Genomic DNA, 21,747 nt, shown 5'->3' on the forward strand with positions numbered 1-21,747 from the left:
CTCTCGTCTTCCCGGCCAAGGAAGCTGTCCGCTCGGGAGCATACCCGATCGTCACGGATCGGCGTGTCGAACGGTAAATTGAAATGTCGTGCTGCGATCGAGCATAGGACATGTCGATCTCGATCGTAACCGCGTCAAGATGATCCCGCCGCTGCCTATGCCAGCGGACAAGTGCCTCGATCATGGGTACGGCGCCGTATCCTTACGACGCAGGCCCGGTTTCCTGTCCCGCGAATTCGCCCGCCGCCAGCGCCGCCGCCGCGGCAGCCACCGGCGTGCGCCAGTCACCGAGCACCGGCTGGCGGAACAACCGCATGCACGGATACCAGGGCGTGAAATCGACGTGGTCGAGCCAGCGGCTGTCGCCCGCGTGCGAGAGCAGCAGCCAGACCGGCCGGCCCAGCGCCGCCGCCAGATGCGCGGCGCCGGTATCGATCGAGACCAGCAGGTCGAGCTGGCCGAGCACGGCGGCCGTGTCGGCGAAGCGGTGCAGCGCCGGCGCCAGATCGACGATGCCGTGCGCGGCGATCGCGGCGCGCTCGGCCTCGCGTCGCGCCTCGCCGGCGTCGCCCACCTGCAGCGAGTAGAAGCGGCAGCCCGGCTGCGCGAGGAGCGGCGCGAGCGTGTCCAGCGCGAGCGAACGGTACGGTTCGTGGCGCACGCCCGACTCGCTGCGCCAGACCAGCCCGATGCGCGTGAGCCCCGGCGCGTCGAGCGCGGCGCGCACGGCGTCGGGCAGCGCCGAGGGCGGCGGCGTGTCGAGGTAGGGGGTATCGAAGCGCGGCTGGTAGGGGCTCGTCTGGTAGCGCGCGAACAGGTTGAACAGCCAGGTCACGCAATCGCATTGATCGGCCAGCGCGCCCACCTGCGGGCCGCTCTCGCGCACGAAGCCGTCCTCGCGCAGCACGCCGCGCGCGAGTTCGCCGACCTGCACGTCCACCGAGGCCGCGCCTTCCTCGCGCAGGCAGGCGAAGTAGCGCGAATGCATGAACAGGTCGCCGGCGCCGCCTTCCATCATCACCAGCACGCGCTTGCCGGCCACCGGATCGTGATGGCCGAGGAACTTGCGCTCGGCCCAGTCGAAGCTGCCGCCGTGGCCGGGGTAGAGCGTCTCGACCACGCGCGCGCGATGCGGCGCGTCGCGCAGCTCGCGGAACAGCCGGTGCGCGTCGCGATAGCGGCCCTGGCCGTAGCGCGCGACGGTCTGCTCGAAGCGGATCACGTAGCGGTTCGGGTCGTCGGCGAGGCCGGCCTCGGCGCGCGCGAGCAGCGCCTCGGCCTCGGCGAAGCGGCCCAGATGATTCATCTCGATGCCGGCCAGCGCCAGCGCGAGCGGCGTGCTCGCGCTGGCGGCGCAGCGCGTGATCTGCGCGGACGCGGCGGCGGCATGGCCGGCCTCGCGCAGGCCGCGCGCGAGCGCCAAGCCCGTGTCGTCGTTCGGGGTGTTCAGGTAGGCGAGATAGGCGCTCGCCAGCGCGGCGTCGTCTGACACGTGCGGTCGTCCTTGGGCGCCGTGCCGTGCGCCCGCGTCCGGCCGCGGCGGAGCGTCAGGCGTGCAGCGCGAGCACCGGTTGCGATGCGCCGATCGGCAGCATCGGTTGCGCGAGCGGTGCGACCTGCTTGCGGCGTTCGCGGGTCGGCGCGGTGCCGAACGCGTCGCGGTAGCTCTTGCTGAAGTGGCAGGCCGACTGGAAACCGCATGCCATTGTAATGTGCATGATCGACATGTCGGTCTGCAGCAGCAGCTCGCGCGCGCGGCGCAGCCGCAGCGTCAGGTAGTAATGGGTGGGCGTCATGCCGAGGTGCTCGCGGAACAGCCGCTGCAGCTGGCGTTGCGACATGTTCGCGAGCCGCGCCAGTTCCTCGCGCGAGAGCGGCTCCTCGATGTTGTTCTCCATCAGCGCGATCACCTCGAACAGCGACTTGTTCGCGGAGCCGAGCCGTGCCACCAGCGGCATGCGCTGCTGGGCGCTGGTGTCGCGCACGTGTTCGACGATGAACTGCTCGGCGATCTGCGTGACGCGCGCCGTGCCGATGCGCGGCGCGATCAGGTTCAGCATCATGTCGAGCGGCGCGACGCCGCCGGTGCAGGTCACGCGATCGCGGTCGATCACGAACAGTTCCTTCAGGAAGCGCGTGTCGGGAAACTCCTCCTTCAGCGCCGACATGTTTTCCCAGTGGATCGCGCAGGCGTAGCCGGCCAGCAGGCCGGCCTTGGCGAGCGCGTAAGTGCCGGTGCAGAGGCTGCCGAGCGCGACGCCGGCGCGCGCGAAGCGGCGCAGCGTGGATAGATGATCGGCGGTGGTGGCGCGCTGCACGTCCACGCCGCCGCAGACGAACACCATGTCGGGCGCGCCGATGCTGTCGGCCGGTGCGGTGTCGACGCTCAGGCCGTTGCTCGCGGTCACCGGCCCGCCGCCCGGCGTGACGATCGACCAGCGATAGAGCGGCTGGCCGCTCAGGTAGTTGGCCATCCTCAGCACTTCGATCGCGTTCGTGAACGCGATCATCGTGAAATTGGGTAGAGGAACGAACGCGAAGTGGGACAACGACGCGGTACGGTCGGGTGACATGGGGATCGTTCCTTGAATCGGGACTCTGTGCGGCCGGGGAACACGGCGCAGCTATTGTGGGATCCCGCGCAACAAGCATGCCATACGGCTAAACCCTGATCGCACCGTGGCTCGGGGCTCGCGCGCCATGCCGCGGCGCACCGCGGCGGGGCCGGCCTGCACCGCCTCGCGCGCGGACGGCACCGCGCCGGTGCCGGTCGTGTTGCGTCGCGTGCCGGTCGCGCATCGGTTGCCTATCGATCGCGTGCCGGTTGTGTATCGGGCGGCTCGGCGGTGGCGCCGCGACGTGGCCAGGCGCGCATGCCGGTTGCACCGCTCGCGACGCGCGCGGCGGACTTGTACAAAACGGACGCGCATGTCGGAAAAGGCAAAGAAAGCGTCTGAATTCATCAATCGGCGAAAAATCCGAACGACAAGAATAGAGCCGTCGGCAAAGAGGCCGTGAAACCCGCCCCGAAGCCTTGCAGGGCGGGCGTCTCGCGGCCACGGCGCCTGCCGGTTCGAACCGGGTCGTCCCACCCCACGCGACATTCTGGAGAAACACATGAGTACGCTGCATCAGGACAGCATCATCATCGATGGCCTGAACATTTCGAAATTCGATCGGTCGGTCTTCGAGGACATGCACAAGGGTGGCGTGACGGCCGCGAACTGCACGGTGTCGGTGTGGGACAGCTTCATCAAGACGGTCGACAACATCGGCACGATGAAGCAGCAGATCCGCGAGAACAGCGAACTGCTCACGCTGGTGCGCACCACCGACGACATCGCCCGCGCCAAGCTCGAAGGCAAGACGGGTGTGATCCTCGGCTTCCAGAACGCGCATGCGTTCGAGGACAACCTGTCCTACATCGAGGCGTTCGCCGACATGGGCGTGCGCGTGGTGCAGCTCTGCTACAACACCCAGAACCTGGTCGGCACCGGCTGCTACGAGCGCGACGGCGGCCTGTCGGATTTCGGCCGCGAGGTGATCACCGAGATGAACCGCGTCGGCATCATGGTCGACCTCTCGCACGTGGGCGGCAACACCTCGTCCGAGGCGATCGCGTTCTCGAAGAAGCCGGTCACCTATTCGCACTGCCTGCCCTCGGGCCTCAAGGAGCACCCGCGCAACAAGAGCGACGCGCAGCTGCGCGAGATCGCGGACGCGGGCGGCTTCGTCGGCGTGACGATGTTCGCGCCGTTCCTCAAGCGCGGCATCGACGCGACCATCGACGACTACATCGAGGCGATCGACTACGTGGTGAACCTGATCGGCGAGGACACGGTGGGCATCGGCACCGACTTCACGCAGGGCTACAGCACCGAGTTCTTCGACATGCTCACGCACGACAAGGGCCGCTACCGCCGCCTGACCAACTTCGGCAAGGTGGTGAACCCCGAGGGCATCCGCACCATCGGCGAGTTCCCGAACCTGACGGCCGCGATGGAGCGCGCCGGCTGGAAGGAGTCGCGCATCCGCAAGATCATGGGCGAGAACTGGGTGCGCGTGTTCAAGGACGTCTGGGGCGCCTGAGCCGCCCGGCGCCCGCGGCCGCGCGCCGGCCCGCTCCCCTCATGTCATCCGGTCCGCGCCACGCGCCCCCGAACGGCGGCGCGCGGGCCGGGTCGCGCCCGGCAACCGGCGCAACCCGTCATTCCCTGGAGTCAACGATGCAACCGCAACTGCCGATCGACGTCGATCCGAACACCGGCGTCTGGACCACCGACGCGCTGCCGATGCTGTACGTGCCGCGCCACTTCTTCACCAACAACCACGTGGCCGTGGAGGAAGCGCTGGGCCAGCAAGCCTATGCGGAGATCCTCTACAAGGCCGGCTATAAATCCGCCTACCACTGGTGCGACAAGGAAGCGGCGCAGCACGGCATCGGCGGCATGGCGGTGTTCGAGCATTACCTGAACCGCCTCTCCCAGCGCGGCTGGGGCCTGTTCAGCCTCATCGAGGCCGATCCGAAGCGCGCCCATGCGCGCATCGAGCTGCGCCACTCGTCGTTCGTGCTGCAGCAGCCGGACAAGCTCGGCAAGCTCTGCTACATGTTCGCGGGCTGGTTCGCCGGCGCGATGGACTGGGTCAACGACACCACGCCGGAAGGCCAGGGCGCGCCGCGCGCGTTCTCCACCGAGGCGCAGTGCGCCGGCGAGCATCACGGCCACCATGGCCACTGCGTGTTCGAAGTGTCGCCGCTCGCGGCCTGATTCCCCGATACCCCACACGACAAGAACACGCCAGAGGTCGCCCGCGATGCGTTATCCGAACCTGTTCAAGCCCTTGACGCTCAACCAGCTCACGCTGCGCAACCGCATCGTCAGCACCGCGCACGCGGAGGTCTATGCGGAGCCGGGCGGCCTGCCGGGCGACCGGTACATCCGCTACTACGAAGAGAAAGCCAGGGGCGGCGTGGGCCTGGCCGTCTGCGGCGGTTCGAGCCCGGTGTCGATCGACAGCCCGCAGGGCTGGTGGAAGTCGGTGAACCTGTCGACCGACAGGATCGTCGATCCGCTCGCGCGGCTGGCCGAGGCGATGCACCGGCACGGCGCGAAGATCATGATCCAGGCCACCCACATGGGCCGCCGCTCGGCGTTCCACGGCGAGCACTGGCCGCACCTGATGACGCCCTCGGGCGTGCGCGAGCCGGTGCACCGCGGCAACGCGAAGATCATCGAGGTCGAGGAAATCCGCCGCATCATCGGCGATTTCGCGGCCGCCGCGAAGCGCGTCAAGGACGCCGGCATGGACGGCATCGAGATCTCGGCCGCGCACCAGCACCTGATCGACCAGTTCTGGAGCCCGCGCACCAACTTCCGCACCGACGAGTGGGGCGGCAGCCTGGAGAACCGCCTGCGCTTCGGCGTGGAAGTGCTCAAGGCGGTGCGCGAGGCGGTGGGCCCCGACTTCTGCGTCGGCCTGCGCATGTGCGGCGACGAATTCCACGAGGACGGCCTCGACCACGAGCAGCTGAAGGAGATCGCGCAGGCGATGTCCGAGTCGGGCCTGATCGATTACCTCGGCGTGATCGGCTCGGGCGCCGACACCCACAACACGCTCGCCAACTGCATGCCGCCGATGGCGCTGCCACCCGAGCCGTTCGTGCATCTCGCGGCCGGCATCAAGTCGGTGGTGAAGATCCCGGTGATGCACGCGCAGAGCATCCGCGACGCCGGCCAGGCCGAGCGGCTGCTGGCGAGCGGCATGGTGGACCTGGTCGGCATGACGCGCGCGCAGATCGCCGATCCGCACATGGTGATCAAGATCCGCGACGGCCGCGAGGACGAGATCAAGCAGTGCGTGGGCGCGAACTACTGCATCGACCGCCAGTACAACGGCCTCGACGTGCTCTGCGTGCAGAACGCGGCCACCTCGCGCGAGGCGACCATGCCGCACGTGATCGAGAAGTCGCGCGGGCCGAGGCGCAAGGTGGTGGTGGTGGGTGCCGGCCCGGCCGGGCTGGAAGCCGCGCGCGTGGCGAAGCTGCGCGGCCACGACGTGGTGCTGTTCGAGAAGCACACCGAAGTGGGCGGCCAGATCATGATCGCGGCCAAGGCGCCGCAACGCGAGCAGATGGCCGGCATCGTGCGCTGGTTCGACATGGAGACCAGGCGGCTCGGCGTGGACCGCCGGCTCGGCGTGGCCGCCGACGAGAAGCTGATCATGGCCGAGAAGCCGGACATCGTGGTGCTGGCCACCGGCGGCGCCAGCTTCACCGGCCAGGTGCCGGCGTGGGGCGTGGCCGAGGGCCTCGCGGTCAGTTCGTGGGACATCCTCACGGGCCGCGTCGAGCCGAAGCAGAACGTGCTGATCTACGACGGCGTGAGCACGCATGCCGGCGCGGGCGTGGCCGACTTCATCTCGAGCCGCGGCTCGCAGGTGGAGATCGTCACGCCCGACGTGAAGGTGGCCGACGACTGCGGCGGCACCACGTTCCCGATCTTCTATCGCCGGCTCTACGCGCAGGGCGTGATCCACACGCCGAACTACTGGCTCGATCGCGTCTATGAAGAGGACGGCAAGACCATCGCCGTGCTGCGCAACGAGTACACCGAGGAGCAGGAGGAGCGCGCGGTCGACCAGGTGGTGATCGAGAACGGCTCGACGCCGAACGACGAACTCTACTGGAAGCTCAAGCCCGAATCGGTCAACCGCGGGCAGGTGGACGTCCACAAGCTGTTCGCCGCCGAGCCGCAGCCGAGCCTGTCGGAAGCGCTCGGCAACGGCCGCTTCCTGCTGTTCCGCGTCGGCGACTGCATCTCGATGCACAACATCCACGGCGCGATCTACGACGCGCTGCGCCTCGTGAAGGATTTCTGACCATGAATCCGGCTTTCCTGATTACCGCGCTGCTGTGGCTGTCGGTGGCGGGGCTCGCGTTCGCGGTCGCGAAGCGCTCGGCCTACTGGCGCGGCGGGCGCGCCACGGCGCCGGGCGCGTTCGGCATCGGCCACCTGTTCACGATCCCGAAGCGCTATTTCGTCGACCTGCACCACGTGGTGGCGCGCGATCCGTACATCGCCAGGACCCACGTGGCCACCGCCGGCGGCGCGATCGCGGCGCTCGCGCTGGTGTTCGTCAACTACGGCCTCGCGATCTACTCGCCGTGGCTCGACCGGCTGATCTTCCTGGCCGCGCTGGCGATGCTGGTGGGCGCGGTGTTCGTCTGGCGCCGCCGCGCGGCGCGCGACGTGCCGGCACGCCTGTCGCGCGGGCCGTGGAATACGCTGCCCTGGCTGCTCGGCTCGTTCGCGCTCGGCCTCGTGCTGTTCGCGCTGGTGCCGGCCGGCGCGATGTCGGGCGCGTTCGCGGTGCTCTGCGCGCTGCTGATCGCCGTCGGCGCGTTCGCGATGACGTTCGGCGCCGCCCGGGGCGGCCCGATGAAGCACGCCATCGCCGGCCTGCTGCACCTGGCGTTCCATCCGCGCCAGGAGCGCTTCGCCGCGAGCCGGGAGAGCTACACCGGCAACGGCACGGCGGTGCCGCCCACCGCGCTGAAGCTGCCCGACATCGAGCAGCGCGAGTACGGCGCGGGCAAGCCGGTGGAGTTCCGCTGGAACCAGCTGCTGAGCTTCGACGCCTGCGTGCAGTGCGGCAAGTGCGAGGCGGCCTGCCCGGCGTTCGCCTCGGGCCAGCCGCTGAACCCGAAGAAGCTGATCCAGGATCTCGTGACCGGCATGGCGGGCGGCACCGACGCCGGCTACGCGGGCAGCCCGACGCCGGGCATCGCCGTGGGCCGCCATGGCGGCCAGCCGGACGGCCCGATCGTTTCGGGGCTGATCGAGGCCGACACGCTGTGGTCCTGCACCACCTGCCGCGCCTGCGTGCAGGAGTGCCCGATGCTGATCGAGCACGTGGACGCGATCGTCGACATGCGCCGCAACCAGACGCTGGTCCACGGCACGGTGCCGGGCAAGGGCGCGGAAGTGATCGCGAACCTGCGCGAGACCGGTACGATGGGCGGCTTCGACACCGCCGCGCGCTACGACTGGTCGGTCGACCTGGAGGCGCCGGTGGCGCAGCCGGGCCGCCCGGTGGACGTGCTGATCGTGGCCGGCGAGGGCGCCTTCGACATGCGCTACCAGCGCACGCTGCGCGCGTTCGTGAAGGTGCTGAACAAGGCCGGCGTGGACTACGCCGTGCTCGGCCGCGCCGAGACCGACACCGGCGACACCGCGCGCCGGCTCGGCGACGAGGCCACCTTCCAGCAGATGGCGAAACGCCTGATCGCCACGCTCGACGCGCTGTCGTTCAAGCAGATCGTGACGGCCGACCCGCACGTGATGCACAGCCTGCGCAACGAGTACCGCGCGCTCGGCGCGCGCTACACGGTCAAGCACCACACGGCGTTCGTCGCCGAGCTGGCCGAGGCCGGCCGGATCACGCCGAAGGCGGGCGAGACGCTGCGCGAGAAAAAGATCACCTACCACGATCCCTGCTATCTCGGCCGCTACAACGGCGAGACCGAGGCGCCGCGCAAGCTGCTGAAGACGATCGGCATCCAGGTGGTGGAGATGGAGCGCAACGGCATGCGCGCACGCTGCTGCGGCGGCGGGGGCGGCGCGCCGCTCACCGACATCCCCGGCAAGCAGCGGATTCCCGACATCCGCATCGCCGACGCGCGCGCGATCGGCGCCGAGATCGTCGCGGTGGGCTGCCCGAACTGCACCGCGATGCTCGAAGGCGTGGTGGGACCGCGCCCCGACGTGCTCGACGTCGCCGAACTCGTCGCCGCCTCGCTGGAGTGATTCGATGAACACGATCAAACGACTCGATCCGCGCCGGCCGTTCGTGGTCACGGCGGCCGGACTCAAGCGCATCACGCTCGGCGAGACGGCCGCGGCGGGCGCCAGCCTCGCGCTCTGGACCGGCCACGCCCACGGCAGGGAAGCGACGAAACCGCGCCGCACGCTCGACGCGGCCGGCCAGGTGCTGCTGGTGGTGGCGCATCCCGAACGCGGCGCGCTCGACGATCACGCGCGGCAGGCCGTGGCCGCCGCGGCGCTGATCGCCGACGCGCACACCGCCGTCGCGCTGCTGTCGTTCGGCGAACTGAAGGACGACCCGGCCGCGCTCGGCATCGACCGGCTCATCGAGCTGCCCGGCTTCGAGCGCCGCGCGTTCGCGCCCGACGACGAACTGCACGCGCTGCTCGGCTGCGCCGCCGCGCTCTCGCCGCGCCATGTGTTCGTGCCCGACAACGCCACCGGCGACGGCGACCTCGGCCGCCGCTATGCCGCCGCGCTCGGCGCGAGCGTGGCCGCCAACGTGGTCGAGATCGACGCGCAGCACGTCGGCGTCCACGCCGACGCGAAGCGCCGGTTCGCCACGCGCGCGCTGCCCGACGTGGTGCTGCTCGCGCCGAACGCGGTGGAGCCGAAGCTGCCGTTCGTCGGCGCCGGCGAGCGGCTCGATCCGTCGTTCGTGCCCGGCGGCGGCGCGCGCGCGGGCGCCGGCGGCGGCCTCTACCGCGATCTCGGCCTGGAGGAGATCAATGCGGCGCAGGTCGCGCTGGAGGAAGCCGATTTCATCGTCTCGGCCGGCAACGGCGTGACCGACATCGGCGCGTTCGAGCAACTGGCCGGCGTGTTCGGCGCGGCGATCGGCGCGAGCCGCGTGGCGGTGGACAACGGCCACTTCACGCGCGACAAGCAGGTGGGCGCCACCGGCAAGACCGTCGAGGCCAGCGTCTACATCGCGTTCGGCATCTCGGGCGCGGTCCAGCATCTGCAGGGCATCAAGGACTGCCGGCACGTGATCGCCGTGAACCTCGACGCGAGCGCGCCGATCGCCAGGCGCGCGAACCTGACCGTGGTGGGCGACGCGCAGGCGACCATCGCCGCGCTGATCGAACAAGTCAACGCCGCGCGCGCGGCCCGCGGCCGTGCCGACGAGCCCGGCGCGCGGCATCTGGAAGGAGTGGCCGCATGAACAGCTCCCGCAAGCCGTCGCGCATCGCCGTGCTGGTATCGGTCGGCCGGCATCCCGTGAGCGGCGCGCCGCGCTACAGCCGCAACGACGCGGCCGCGCTCGAGATCGGCCGCGCGCTGGCCGCCGAACACGGCGCGCGGCTGGAAGTGCTGCACGCGGGCGACCCCGCGAATCCGGCGCTCGCCGACTATCTCGCGCTCGGCGCGAGCCGGGTGGAGGTGCTCGAATGCCAGCCCGGCGACGAAGCGATCGGCCCGCTCGCCGAGCGGCTGGCCGGCTGCGATCTGGTGCTGACCGGCACGCGCGCCGAAGGCGCGTTCGACACCGGCATGCTGCCGTACCAGATCGCGGCGCGGCTCGATTTCGGGCTGGCGGGCACGGCCGTGGACGTCGCGCTGCGCGACGGTTGCGCCGAGATCCGGCAGTTCCTGCCCAAGGGCCTGCGCCGCAAGGTGGCCGTGAAGCTGCCGGCGGTGGTGGCCGTGCATCCGCTCGCTGGCGTCGAGCCGCGCTACGCCTACGCGCGGCTGCGCGAGGGCCGCATCGAAGCGCGCCCGGCGGCGGTCGCGCCGTCGGCCGAACTCGAGGCCTGGGCGAGCGCGCCCGCCGGGCGCAAGCCGGTCAGGCTGGCGGCCGCCGAGAAGCGCTCCGGGCACGCGCGGATGCTGTCCGCGACCACCACCGAGAGTCGCGGCGGCAACGTCGTAATTGAGGGGAGTTCGGTCGAAAAAGCACAAGTGATCCTGGCGTATTTGCGCGAGCATCAACTGATCGATTACTGATATCCGGCCCGTGCCGGTCGGCAGGAAACAAGGATAGAGTCCGGAGCAAACGATGAATCAAACGGCAGACATTCGTGCGCTGGTGGCGCGCCGCCAAGCGGGTTACAGCCTGGAAGCCCCGTTCTATCTGAGCGAGGAGATTTTCCAGCTCGACATGGACGCGATCTTCCGCCGGCACTGGATCCAGGTCGCGATCGAGCCCGACGTGCCGGAGCCGGGCGACTACGTGACGGTCGAGCTCGGCAGCGACTCGATCCTGATCGTGCGCGACGACGACATGGAGATCCGCGCGTTCCACAACGTGTGCCGCCACCGCGGCGCGCGCCTTTGCAACGAGGACAAGGGTTCGGTCGGCAACATCGTCTGCCCGTACCACAGCTGGACCTACAACCTGAGCGGCGCGCTGATGTTCGCCGAGCACATGGGCGAGAAGTTCGACCGCTGCAAGCACAGCCTGAAGCCGGTGCATCTGCAGAACCTGGGCGGCCTGCTGTTCATCTGCCTCGCCGACGAACCGCCCGCCGACTTCGCCACGCTACGCGCCGCGATGGAGCCGTACCTGCTGCCGCACGACCTGCCGAACACGAAGATCGCCGCGCAGATCGACATCATCGAGGAAGGCAACTGGAAGCTGACGATGGAGAACAACCGCGAGTGCTATCACTGCGTCGCGAACCATCCGGAGCTGACCATCTCGCTGTACGAATACGGCTTCGGCTACCAGCCGTCGCCGGCCACCGCCGAGGGCATGGCCGCGTTCGAGCGCACCTGCGTGGAGCGCGAGCAGCAATGGGGCGAGCTGGGGCTGCCGTCGGTGGAGGTCGAGCGGCTGCTCGACACCACCGGCTTTCGCACCCAGCGCCTGCCGCTCGACCGCAGCGGCGAATCGCAGACGCTCGACGCGAAGGTCGCCTCGAAGAAGCTGCTCGGCGAATTCGAGCGCGCCGACCTCGGCGGCCTGTCGTTCTGGACCCAGCCGAACTCGTGGCACCACTTCATGAGCGACCACATCGTGACGTTCTCGGTGATCCCGCTGTCGGCCGGCAAGACGCTGGTGCGCACCAAGTGGCTGGTCCACAGGGACGCGAAGGAAGGCATCGACTACGACGTGAAGAACCTGACGGCGGTCTGGAACGCCACCAACGACCAGGATCGCGCGCTGGTGGAGTTCTCGCAGCGCGGCGCGGCCAGCAGCGCCTACGAGCCGGGCCCGTATTCGCCGTACACGGAAGGGCTGGTCGAGAAGTTCTCGGCCTGGTACATCGGCCGCATGGCCGCCTATCTGGGCGCTTGACGCGACGCGGAGCGAGACATGATGCGAGATGCCGCCCATTTCGAACCGGTGGACAGCCGCGTGACGCAGCCCGACTTCTGGCGCGCGTTGCCGGAGCGCTGGACCAGCGACGTCGAGGAAACGCTGACCTGCTGCCATGTGCGGCAGGAGACGCACGACGTGAAGAGTTTCTTCTTCCGCTCGCCCGCCGGCCGCGCGTTCGCGTTCGAGCCGGGCCAGTTCGTCACGCTCGAACTCGAGATCGACGGCGAGACGATCAACCGCTGCTACACGATCTCGTCGTCGCCGGCGCGCCCGCACACGCTGTCGATCACGGTCAAGCGCGTGCCGGGCGGGCGCGTCTCGAACTGGCTGCACGACAACCTGCAGGCGGGCGCGGCGGTGCGCGTGCTCGGCCCGGCCGGCGACTTCACCTGCGCGCGCCATCCGGCCCGCAAGTACCTGTTCCTGTCGGCCGGCTCGGGTGTCACGCCGCTGATGTCGATGAGCCGCGCGCACCACGATCTCGCCGAGGATCGCGACATCGTGTTCGTCCACAGCGCGCGCACGCCCGACGACATCATCTTCGCGCGCGAGCTGGACCTGATCGCCGCGAACCAGGCCAACTTCCGCACCTCATTCGTCTGCGAGCGGATCGGCGCGCGCACCAACTGGCACGGCGTGACGGGCTACCTGTCGCTGCCGCTGCTGAAGCTGGTCGCGCCGGACTTCATGGAGCGCGAGGTGTTCACCTGCGGGCCGGCGCCGTACATGAAGGCGGTGCGCGAGCTGCTGGACGAGGCCGGCTTCGACCGCAAGCGGTATCACGAGGAAAGCTTCTCGTTCGAGACGCTGCTGGACGAGGCCGCGCCCGAGGTGGTCGAGACGCTCGTCGAGGAAGGCGTGCCGGTGCCAGACACCACGCACTACAGCGTCACGTTCGCCAGGAGCCACCGCGAGATCAGCTGCGGCACCGACCAGCACGTGCTCGACGCGGCGCGCCAGGCCGGCGTGCGGCTGCCCTCGTCGTGCTCGCAGGGGATGTGCGGCACCTGCAAGGTCAAGCTCGTGTCGGGGCAGGTGGAGATGAAGCACAACGGCGGCATCCGCCAGCGCGAGATCGACCAGGGCATGGTGCTGCTCTGCTGCAGCAAGCCGCTGTCGGACCTGGTGGTCGACAAGTGAAACAATCCGTGCCGGCGCGTCGTTTATGAGCAAGGACGTGTCGGAAAACGACGATACCGGGGAATTGTGGCTGTGGAACCTAGAGAGACCCCAAATGAGACATGCCTCGGCATGCCCACGACCACCCCAAGGAGATCGACCATGAAGTTCATCGGAAAGCTGGCCTGGTGCGGCGCGTTCGCCGCGCTGCTGACGGTCTGTGCCCCCGCTTCCGCCGACACCAAGCCGACGCTGAAGATCGGCTACGTGGAAGGCTGGGACGACAGCGTCGCGACCACCAACGTCGCCGCGCAGATCATCGAGAAGAAGTTCGGCTATCCGGTGCAGCTGGTGCCGGTGGCCGCAGGCGTGATGTGGCAGGGCGTGGCGCGCGGCGACCTCGACGCGACGCTGTCGGCCTGGCTGCCCGTCACGCACGGCGCGTACTGGGATCAGTTCAAGACCAAGGTGGTCGACCTCGGCGCGAACTACCCGGGCGCGAAGATCGGCCTGATCGTGCCGAGCTACGTGAAGGCCAGGAGCATCGCCGACCTGGAGGGCGAGAAGGCCGACTTCGCCGGGCGCATCGTCGGGATCGACGCGGGCGCGGGCGTGATGCGCAAGACCGACGACGCGATCAAGGCCTACGGCCTCAGCTACACGCTGCTGGCCAGCTCGGGCAGCGCGATGACGGCCGAGCTGTCGCGTGCCGAGAATGCCAAGAAGCCGATCATCGTGACCGGCTGGGTGCCGCACTGGATGTTCGCGAAGTGGGACCTGCGCTTCCTCGATGATCCGAAGAAGATCTACGGCGAGGCCGAGCACGTGGACAGCGTCGCGAACCCGGCGCTGGAAACCAAGGCCAAGCCGGTGGTGGCGTTCCTGAAGAAGTTCCAGTGGAAGCCGGGCGAGCTTGATTCGGTGATGCTCGCGATCCAGGGCGGCGCGAAGCCGGACGTGGCTGCTGGGCAGTGGATCGCGGCCCACGGCGACCGTGTGAAGGCCTGGACCGACGGCGCGCAGTAACCGCGAAACCGGTACGATTGCATTATTGCTGAGGAAGGCGAAGTAAAAAATGCCCGTCCGGTCATGGGTCGGACGGGCTTCTTTTTTTCCGAAAACCGCATTGTTGGCGGGCTTTTCCGTGAAAGCGTTGCTACACTACGCCCCTTGTGCGGACTCTTGCTGGGAGGTTCTGGATGAGTCAAGCCGGACTGCGCGCGCGCAGCACCCGCGAGGTCGATAAGACCATCTCACATGAAGAAAACGGCCGCACGCTGCACCGCGGCCTCAGCTGGAAGGATGCCTTCTGGGTGACGAGCGGCGTGCCGGCCGGCGTGCTGTTCACGATCGGCGGCGTGTGCGCCACCATCGGCCAGCCGGCGTGGGCCGTCTGGATCGGCGCGATCACGATGGGCCTGATCCAGAGCGCGACTTATGCGGAAATCTCGGGGCTGTTTCCGCATAAGTCGGGCGGCGCGTCGGTGTACGGCGCGATCGGCTGGGTGCGCTACGGCAAGCTGATCGCGCCGGTGTCGGTCTGGTGCAACTGGCTCGCCTGGTCTCCGATGCTCGCGCTCGGCTGCGGGCTCGCCGCGAGCTACGCGCTCACCTCGTTGTTCCCCGCCGACGCGGCGATCCAGCACTGGCAATGGACCCTCGCCAATCTCGGCTTCATCAAGCCCGGCCTCACGCTGCGCATCAACGCAACCTTCGTGATCGCCGCGGCACTGCTGCTGATCACGTTCCGGCTGCAGCACAGCGGCGCCTCGAAGGCGGCCCGCACGCAGCGCATCCTCGGCATCGCCTCGCTCACGCCGCTGCTGATCGTCGGCATCGTGCCGTTCGTGACCGGCGACGTGCCGATGTCCCATCTGCTGCCGCTGCTGCCGCTCGGCCACGATGCGCACGGCAACCTCACCGCCGAGCGCTTCGGCGCCTGGAACGGGCAGGGCGTGGTGATGGCGCTCGGCGCGATGTTCATGGCCGGCTGGGCCTCCTACGGCTTCGAGACGGCGGTCTGCTACACGCGTGAATTCCGCGATCCGCGCCGCGACACGGCCCGCGCGATCTTCTGGTCCGGCGCGCTGTGCCTGGTGGTGATGACGCTCGTGCCGATGGCGTTCCAGGGCGCGCTCGGCACCGGCGCGATGCTCGACCCGAGGATCGGCGACGGCACCGGCGTGGCCGCCGCGATGGCGCGCATGGTGGGCGGCGGCGCCTGGGTGGCCAACGCGATCGTGGTGATGCTGATGCTGTCGATCCTGCTGATCGTGATGACCTCGATGATGGGGTCGTCGCGCACGCTCTACCAGGCCTCGGTGGACGGCTGGCTGCCGAAGTACCTCTCGCACGTGAACGACCACGGCTCGCCGACGCGCGCGATGTGGACCGACCTCGGCTTCAACCTCGTGCTGCTGATGATGTCGGACTACATGACGGTGCTGTCGATCTCGAACGTCTGCTACATGATCTTCGTGTTCCTGAACCTGCAGTCGGGCTGGATCCACCGCATGGATCGCGGCGGCTGGGAGCGGCCGTTCCGCTGCCCGACCTGGCTGCTGGTGGCGGGCTCGGTGTGCGGCTACCTGAACCTCGTCTACGTCGGCGCGGGCGCGAACCTGCAGGGCGACGGCACGCTGCGCAACGGGCTGATCGCGATGCTGCTGATCGTGCCGGTGTTCCTCTACCGCCACTACTGGCAGGATCGCGGCCGGTTCCCGGAGCCGATGAGGCGCGACATGGCGCTGGACGTGCCGCGCCGGCACCGGCTCTACGACGCGGCGCCTTACGTGGCGCTGATCGCGGCGGCGCTGACGATCGCGGTTTCGTACCGCCTGGCCTGGGGTTGAGCCGGCCCCGGCGCGCGGCGCGTCGCGTCGGGTCAGGCCAGCGCGTGCCGCGTCGTGAGCACCTCGTCGATCAGGCCGTAGCGCCTCGCGTCCTCGGCCGACATGAAGTGGTCGCGGTCGGTGTCGCGCTCGATCCGCGCGATGCTCTGCCCGGTGCAGTCGGCCATCACGGCATTGAGCCGTTCGCGCAGGTACAGCACCTCGCGCGCCTGGATGCCGATGTCGGCGGCCGTGCCCTGGCTGCCGCCCGAGGGCTGGTGGATCATGATCCGTGCGTTCGGCAGCGCGTAGCGCTTGCCCTTGCGGCCGGCGGCCAGCAGCGAGGTGCCCATGCTGGCGGCCAGGCCGGTGCAGAGCGTCGAGACGGCCGGCTTGATGAACTGCATGGTGTCGTAGATCGCGAGCCCGTCGTAGACCGAGCCGCCCGGCGAATTGATGTAGAGCGAGATGTCCTTGTCGGGGTTCTCCGATTCGAGGAACAGCAGCTGGGCGACCACGAGGCTCGCCGACTGCTCGTTGACGGGGCCGACCAGGAACACGATCCGCTCGCGCAGCAGCCGGGAATAGATGTCGTAGGCGCGTTCGCCGCGCCCCGATTGTTCGATGACGGTCGGCACGAGCCCGAGACTCGACGACCACGGTTGAAGCGAGAGCGGCATGGCGCATCCTTTGGCGAAGAAATGACGGGGGGAGCGCACGATCGCCAGGGCCGGCGGCAGCGTCGTGCTCCATGCCCATGACGGGCCGGCCCGCGCGCGCGTGACGACAATTTTTTTCGCGCGGCCTGTCACGCCGGGCGGCCCTCGTCCGTCATACGCGCAACCCCCGGCGTTCCGGCAGACCGGAACCGCCGGCCCACCCCGGAAGGAGCCCCCGCATGACCGACTCTCGGCCCGATCTCCAGCTTGGTTCTCAGCCCGCCCCGCGCGCGGGCGCGTTCCCCGATTTCTTCGTGCTCCAGCGTCGGCGCCTGCTGTCGATCGCGTACCGGATGCTCGGCAGCCACGCGGAAGCCGAGGACGTCGTGCAGGACGCGTGGCTGCGCTGGCAGGCCAGCGCCACGGCCGAGCTGCGCGAACCGGCGGCATGGCTGACCACGGTGGTCTCGCGGCTGTCGATCGACCGGCTGCGGGCGCTGCGCACCGAACGCGAGGCGCGGCGGGACGGCTGGCTGCCCGAGCCGTGGCTCGAGCCGGCCGCGCCGTCCGTCGAGGATCTCGTGCTGGACGGCGCCCAGCTGTCCCATGGCCTGATGCTGCTGCTCGAACGGCTCTCGCCCGACGAGCGCGCGGCGTTCCTGCTGCGCGAGGCGTTCGACTGCGATTACGCCGCGATCGGCGCCGCGCTCGAACGCTCCGAGGCGCACTGCCGGCAACTCGTGCATCGCGCGCGCGGCCGGCTGGCTCGTGCCGGGCAGGCGCTGCAGCCGGCCGATCTCGCGCGGCGGCAGGAGGTCGAACGGCTGCGCGCCGCGATCGAGGCGCAGGATCAGGCGGCCGTGCTCGACGCGCTGGCCGGCGTGCGGCGCGTGGGCGACGCGAGCGAGCCGGTACACGCGAGCGCGCGCGGCGAGCCGGTGGCGCTGGGCGCCGACGCCGGTTTCGCCTGGATGGAGGACGGCGAGATCACGGCGCTGTGGGTGCCGTGCCTCGACGCGGACGGCCGCCCGACGCTGCGCGTCGTCACGCAGGCCGCCGCGCTGGCGGCCGCGAACCGGGCCGTCGGGCGGAAGGCGGTGGCCGCGCTGCTGGCCCGCCTGTTCCGTGGCGCGGCGCTTGCGAGTCCGGCCGTATCCGGCTGAGGCGGCGGCCGGGCGCCCGGCGCGCGCCGTTCACAAAAAGAAACCCGCTCGCATCGCCGCGCGCGGGCCTTCCAGGTTGGAGACGAGGAAACCACGTGAATCGCGTGCCGGCCGCCGGCACGCGATGCAAACGGAACGTGAGGAAGCGCGGGCCTTACTGCCCGAACACCACGGTGCGGTCGCCGTTCAGGAACACGCGGCGCTCGATGAACGCCTTCACGGCGCGCGCGAGCGTGATGGATTCGACGTCGCGGCCCACCGTCAGCAACTGCTCGGGCCGGTACGCGTGGTCGACGCGCTCCACCACCTGCTCGATGATCGGACCTTCGTCGAGATCGTCGGTCACGAAATGCGCGGTGGCGCCGATCAGCTTCACGCCGCGCGTATGCGCCTGGTGGTACGGCTTCGCGCCCTTGAAGCCGGGCAGGAACGAGTGGTGGATGTTGATCGCGCGGTTGGCGAGCCGCGCGCTGGTGCCGGGCGAGAGCACCTGCATGTAGCGCGCGAGGATCACCAGCTCGGCGCCGCTCGATTCGAACAGGTCGAGCCACTGTGCTTCCTGCTGCGCCTTGGTCTCGGGCGTGATCGGGAAATGGCGGAACGGCAGCCCGTGCTGGGCCGCGAGCGGTTCGAGATCGGGGTGGTTCGAGGCGATCGCGACGACGTCCATCTTCAGCTCGCCCATCTTCCAGCGGAACAGCAGGTCGGCGAGGCAATGCTCGAGCTTCGAGACGAGGATCATCACCTTCGGACGCACGCCGGCGTCGTGGATCGCCCACTGCATGTCGAAGCGCGCCGCGATCGGCGCGAACTCGGCGCGCAGCGCGTCGATGTCGGGCGCATCGCCCTCGGCGGACGGATGGAACGCGCAGCGCACGAAGAAGCGCCCGCTCAGGTCGTCGTCGAACACGGTCAGTTCGTCGACGTAGCACTGGTGGCGGTCGAGCACGCCGACCACGGCGGCCACCTGGCCGGCGGCGCTCGGGCACGACAGCGTCAGCAGGAATCGGGAGTTGCGTTCGGAGCCGGACATGCTTTCCTCGGATCACGGCGGCGCGGCGCGCCGCACGCGGCCGCACCGAAGCGGCCGGTGCCCAGTAGACCAGCTACGCCTCCCGGTGGATAGAATCGAAACGCCGAGATGCTGGTATCTGTGCGCCAGACCGCGGGCGCCGGATCCGGAAACCGGATCGACAGATGCAGACCCGGACATCGGCCCCGGGGAATGCCGTCGATAAATTCAGACCGCCCGCCGGAACCGGCGCGGCCCGGCCCGGCTCGCCGATTCAGGCCGCGAGCGGCGCGCGGCAGGTGTCGAACAGCCAGCGGCGAAAGCGGGCGACGGCGGGCGCCTCGGGGCGCGAGGGCGGGCGCACCACGAAGTAGCCGCGCTCGGTGACCACGGTGGAGTCGACGCAGCGCACCAGTTGCCCCGAGGCCACCAGTTCGTCGACGAGCGGCGCCCAGCCGAGCGCCACGCCCTGGTTCATCAGCGCCGCGTGGACCACCAGCGCGTAGCTGTTGAAGGTGAGCCCGTGCGGCTCGGGCGGCGCGATCAGGCCGTGCGCGCCGAACCAGCCGTGCCAGGCCAGCCAGCGCTCGGGCCGGGTGGCCTGCACGTGCAGCAGCGGCAGCGAAAGCAGGTCGGCCGGCCCGGCGATGCCCGGATGCGCCGCGAGGAAGGCCGGCGAGCAGACCGGCGTGACCGCTTCCTCGAACAGCCGCGTGGAGGTGCAGGACGGCCAGTCGCCGTCGCCGAACAGGATCGCGATGTCGGCGGGGTCGCGCAGCAGGTCGGCCTGCTGGGCCGTGACGACGCGCACGTCCACGTCGGGCATTTCCTGCTTCAGCTGCGCGAGGCGCGGCATCAGCCAGTAGGTGGCGAAGCCGACGTCGGTGACGAGCGTGAGCGCGCCGCGCGCGCGGCGCTCGCGGATGTCGGCCGTGGCGCAGCGCAGCGTGTCGAGGCTCCGGCGCACCGCCTCGAAGAGCCGCGCGCCGTCCTCGGTCAGCGTCACGCCGCGATGGCCGCGCTCGAACAGCGGCGCGCCGAGCGCTTCCTCCAGCTGCACCACGCGCTGGCTGACGGCCGGCTGCGTCGAGCCCAGCTCTCGCGCGGCGGCCGTGAAGCTCGCGTGGCGCGCCGCCGATTCGAACGCGGAGAGCGCCTGCATCGGCGGCAATCGGTCGGGTCTGTCCATAAGCACCTCTGATGGCTCATAAGCAATCGACGTCTTCCCCGCGCCGTTGCGGCCGGCGACAGTGACGACAGCCGCGACGCGCCCCGGGGGGCAGCCCGGGTTCCCCGGCGTTGCCGCGATCCCGTCGATTCTAATTCAGTCAATTCGCGATGCTTAACACGAAGCCGAATATCCTTATCTTGATGGCGGATCAACTGACGCCGTTCGCGCTCGCCTGCTACGGGCACCGCGGCGCGATCACGCCCACCATCGACCGCCTCGCCGCCGGCGGCGTGGTGTTCGAGTCCGCCTACTGCGCGAGCCCGCTGTGCGCGCCGTCGCGCTTCTCGTTCATGGCCGGCAAGCTGCCGGCCGCGATCGGCGCCTACGACAACGCCGCCGAGCTGCCCGCGCAGACGCTGACCTTCGCGCACTACCTGCGCGCGGCCGGCTATCGCACGGCGCTGGCCGGCAAGATGCATTTCTGCGGACCGGACCAGCTGCACGGCTTCGAGGAGCGGCTGACCACCGACATCTATCCGGCCGATTTCGGCTGGGTGCCCGACTGGACCCGCCCGGCCGAGCGGCCGAGCTGGTATCACAACATGGGCTCGGTACTCGACGCCGGCCCGTGCGTGCGTACCAACCAGCTCGATTTCGACGACGAGGTGACGTTCGCCACGCGCCAGAAACTCTACGATCTCGCGCGCGAGAAGGCGGCCGGCCGCGACACGCGGCCGTTCTGTCTCGTGATGTCGCTCACGCACCCGCACGATCCGTATGCGATCACGCGCGAGTACTGGGATCGCTATCGCGACGAGGACATCCCGATGCCGGCCGTCACGCTCGGCCTCGACGAGAGCGATCCGCATTCGCGGCGGCTGCGCGCCGTCAGCGAGACCGACCGCACGCCGCCGGGCGAGGCGCAGGTGCGTGCCGCGCGGCGCGCCTACTACGGCTCGACCTCGTATGCGGACGCGCAGTTCGGCGCCGTGATGAACGCGCTGGAGGCCTGCGGGTTCGCCGACGACACGATCGTGATCGTCACCGCCGACCATGGCGACATGCTCGGCGAGCGCGGGCTCTGGTACAAGATGACGTTCTTCGAGGGCGGCTGCCGCGTGCCGCTGATCGTCCACGCGCCGGGGCGCTTCGCGGCTTCGCGGGTGGCCGCCTCGGTCTCCCATGTGGACCTGCTGCCCACGCTGGTCGAGTTCGCCACCGGCGGCGCGCCCGACGAATGGCCGGACCCGGTGGACGGCCGCAGCCTGGTGCCGCATCTGCGCGGCGCGGGCGGCCACGACGAGGCGCTCGGCGAGTATCTGGCCGAAGGCGCGATCGCGCCGATCGTGATGATCCGGCGCGGCGACTGGAAGTTCATTCATTCGCCGGCCGACCCGGACCAGCTGTTCAACCTGCGCGACGACCCGCGCGAACTCGTCAATCTGGCCGCCGATCCGGCGTTCGGCACGTTGGTCGCCGAGTTTCGCGCCGAGGTGGCCGGGCGCTGGCGGCTCGACGCGATCCATGCCGACGTGCTCGCGAGCCAGCGGCGGCGGCGCTTCCATTTCGCGGCCACCACGCAGGGCCGCGTCGCCTCGTGGGACTGGCAGCCGTTCCAGGACGCGAGCCAGCGCTACATGCGCAATCATCTCGAACTCGACGCGCTCGAGGCGATGGCGCGCTACCCGCGCCCGCGGTGAAT

General features: G+C 69.7%; 17 protein-coding genes. 12 read left to right on the plus strand and 5 right to left on the minus strand.

What is annotated here, in order from left to right; all coding sequences use genetic code 11:
* Nucleotides 1–202: 202 nt before the first annotated feature.
* Entirely contained in the window at nucleotides 203–1,492 is a 1,290-nt protein-coding gene (locus bpln_RS22030) for a glycosyltransferase family 9 protein (protein WP_055140002.1), read from the minus strand.
* 55 nt (nucleotides 1,493–1,547) lie between these two features.
* Entirely contained in the window at nucleotides 1,548–2,573 is a 1,026-nt protein-coding gene (locus tag bpln_RS22035; RefSeq protein WP_055140003.1) for a GlxA family transcriptional regulator, read from the minus strand.
* Nucleotides 2,574–3,117: 544 nt separating this feature from the next.
* Here bpln_RS22035 and bpln_RS22040 point away from each other — a divergent pair.
* The 10 genes from bpln_RS22040 to bpln_RS22085 all read left to right on the plus strand — a co-directional run bounded on the left by bpln_RS22040 (nucleotide 3,118) and on the right by bpln_RS22085 (nucleotide 16,061).
* Nucleotides 3,118–4,089 (plus strand): dipeptidase, encoded by a 972-nt coding sequence (locus tag bpln_RS22040; protein WP_042627414.1) that lies wholly within the window; start codon nucleotides 3,118–3,120, stop codon nucleotides 4,087–4,089.
* 137 nt (nucleotides 4,090–4,226) lie between these two features.
* Complete coding sequence (locus bpln_RS22045; RefSeq protein ID WP_042627415.1) at nucleotides 4,227–4,769, plus strand: DUF5943 domain-containing protein; 543 nt, start codon at nucleotides 4,227–4,229, stop codon at nucleotides 4,767–4,769.
* A 46-nt stretch (nucleotides 4,770–4,815) separates the two neighbouring features.
* On the plus strand, nucleotides 4,816–6,879 hold the full coding sequence (locus tag bpln_RS22050; RefSeq protein WP_055140004.1) for an NADH:flavin oxidoreductase: 2,064 nt from the start codon (nucleotides 4,816–4,818) through the stop codon (nucleotides 6,877–6,879).
* Nucleotides 6,880–6,881: 2 nt separating this feature from the next.
* Nucleotides 6,882–8,807: a (Fe-S)-binding protein gene (locus tag bpln_RS22055; RefSeq protein WP_055140005.1), complete on the plus strand. Its 1,926-nt coding sequence runs from the start codon at nucleotides 6,882–6,884 to the stop codon at nucleotides 8,805–8,807.
* Between the two features lie 4 nt (nucleotides 8,808–8,811).
* Nucleotides 8,812–9,990, plus strand: a complete 1,179-nt coding sequence (locus tag bpln_RS22060; protein WP_055140006.1) for an electron transfer flavoprotein subunit alpha/FixB family protein — start codon at nucleotides 8,812–8,814, stop codon at nucleotides 9,988–9,990.
* Nucleotides 9,987–10,772 (plus strand): drug:proton antiporter, encoded by a 786-nt coding sequence (locus tag bpln_RS22065; RefSeq protein ID WP_055140007.1) that lies wholly within the window; start codon nucleotides 9,987–9,989, stop codon nucleotides 10,770–10,772. The genes bpln_RS22060 and bpln_RS22065 overlap by 4 nt, the downstream gene beginning before the upstream one ends.
* A gap of 52 nt (nucleotides 10,773–10,824) precedes the next feature.
* Nucleotides 10,825–12,066, plus strand: coding sequence for an aromatic ring-hydroxylating oxygenase subunit alpha (locus bpln_RS22070; protein ID WP_042627420.1), 1,242 nt, complete (start codon nucleotides 10,825–10,827; stop codon nucleotides 12,064–12,066).
* 18 nt (nucleotides 12,067–12,084) lie between these two features.
* On the plus strand, nucleotides 12,085–13,230 hold the full coding sequence (locus bpln_RS22075; protein WP_042627421.1) for an FAD-binding oxidoreductase: 1,146 nt from the start codon (nucleotides 12,085–12,087) through the stop codon (nucleotides 13,228–13,230).
* A 141-nt stretch (nucleotides 13,231–13,371) separates the two neighbouring features.
* Nucleotides 13,372–14,235: a glycine betaine ABC transporter substrate-binding protein gene (locus tag bpln_RS22080; RefSeq protein ID WP_055140008.1), complete on the plus strand. Its 864-nt coding sequence runs from the start codon at nucleotides 13,372–13,374 to the stop codon at nucleotides 14,233–14,235.
* Nucleotides 14,236–14,408: 173 nt separating this feature from the next.
* Nucleotides 14,409–16,061: a trimethylamine N-oxide permease gene (locus tag bpln_RS22085; protein WP_042627423.1), complete on the plus strand. Its 1,653-nt coding sequence runs from the start codon at nucleotides 14,409–14,411 to the stop codon at nucleotides 16,059–16,061.
* Nucleotides 16,062–16,093: 32 nt separating this feature from the next.
* On the opposite strand, the gene clpP is transcribed toward bpln_RS22085, so the two are convergent.
* The gene (clpP, locus tag bpln_RS22090; RefSeq protein WP_042627424.1) at nucleotides 16,094–16,720 is read right to left on the minus strand and encodes an ATP-dependent Clp endopeptidase proteolytic subunit ClpP; all 627 of its coding nucleotides are present in this window, start codon (nucleotides 16,718–16,720) and stop codon (nucleotides 16,094–16,096) included.
* Nucleotides 16,721–16,938: 218 nt separating this feature from the next.
* On the opposite strand from clpP, the gene bpln_RS22095 reads away from it, so the two are divergent.
* Nucleotides 16,939–17,862, plus strand: coding sequence for a sigma-70 family RNA polymerase sigma factor (locus bpln_RS22095; RefSeq protein WP_082465393.1), 924 nt, complete (start codon nucleotides 16,939–16,941; stop codon nucleotides 17,860–17,862).
* A 154-nt stretch (nucleotides 17,863–18,016) separates the two neighbouring features.
* Here bpln_RS22095 and purU read toward each other — a convergent pair whose 3' ends face one another.
* Both purU and bpln_RS22105 read right to left on the minus strand, forming a co-directional pair.
* The gene (gene purU / locus bpln_RS22100) at nucleotides 18,017–18,895 is read right to left on the minus strand and encodes a formyltetrahydrofolate deformylase (RefSeq protein WP_042627426.1); all 879 of its coding nucleotides are present in this window, start codon (nucleotides 18,893–18,895) and stop codon (nucleotides 18,017–18,019) included.
* A gap of 253 nt (nucleotides 18,896–19,148) precedes the next feature.
* Nucleotides 19,149–20,036, minus strand: coding sequence for a choline sulfate utilization transcriptional regulator (locus bpln_RS22105; protein ID WP_042627427.1), 888 nt, complete (start codon nucleotides 20,034–20,036; stop codon nucleotides 19,149–19,151).
* A gap of 176 nt (nucleotides 20,037–20,212) precedes the next feature.
* Here bpln_RS22105 and betC point away from each other — a divergent pair, with 176 nt between their 5' ends.
* Nucleotides 20,213–21,745, plus strand: a complete 1,533-nt coding sequence (gene betC, locus bpln_RS22110) for a choline-sulfatase (protein WP_055140010.1) — start codon at nucleotides 20,213–20,215, stop codon at nucleotides 21,743–21,745.
* Nucleotides 21,746–21,747 lie beyond the last annotated feature (2 nt).

It is taken from the genome of Burkholderia plantarii (genome assembly GCF_001411805.1).
GTDB classification, from domain to species: domain Bacteria; phylum Pseudomonadota; class Gammaproteobacteria; order Burkholderiales; family Burkholderiaceae; genus Burkholderia; species Burkholderia plantarii.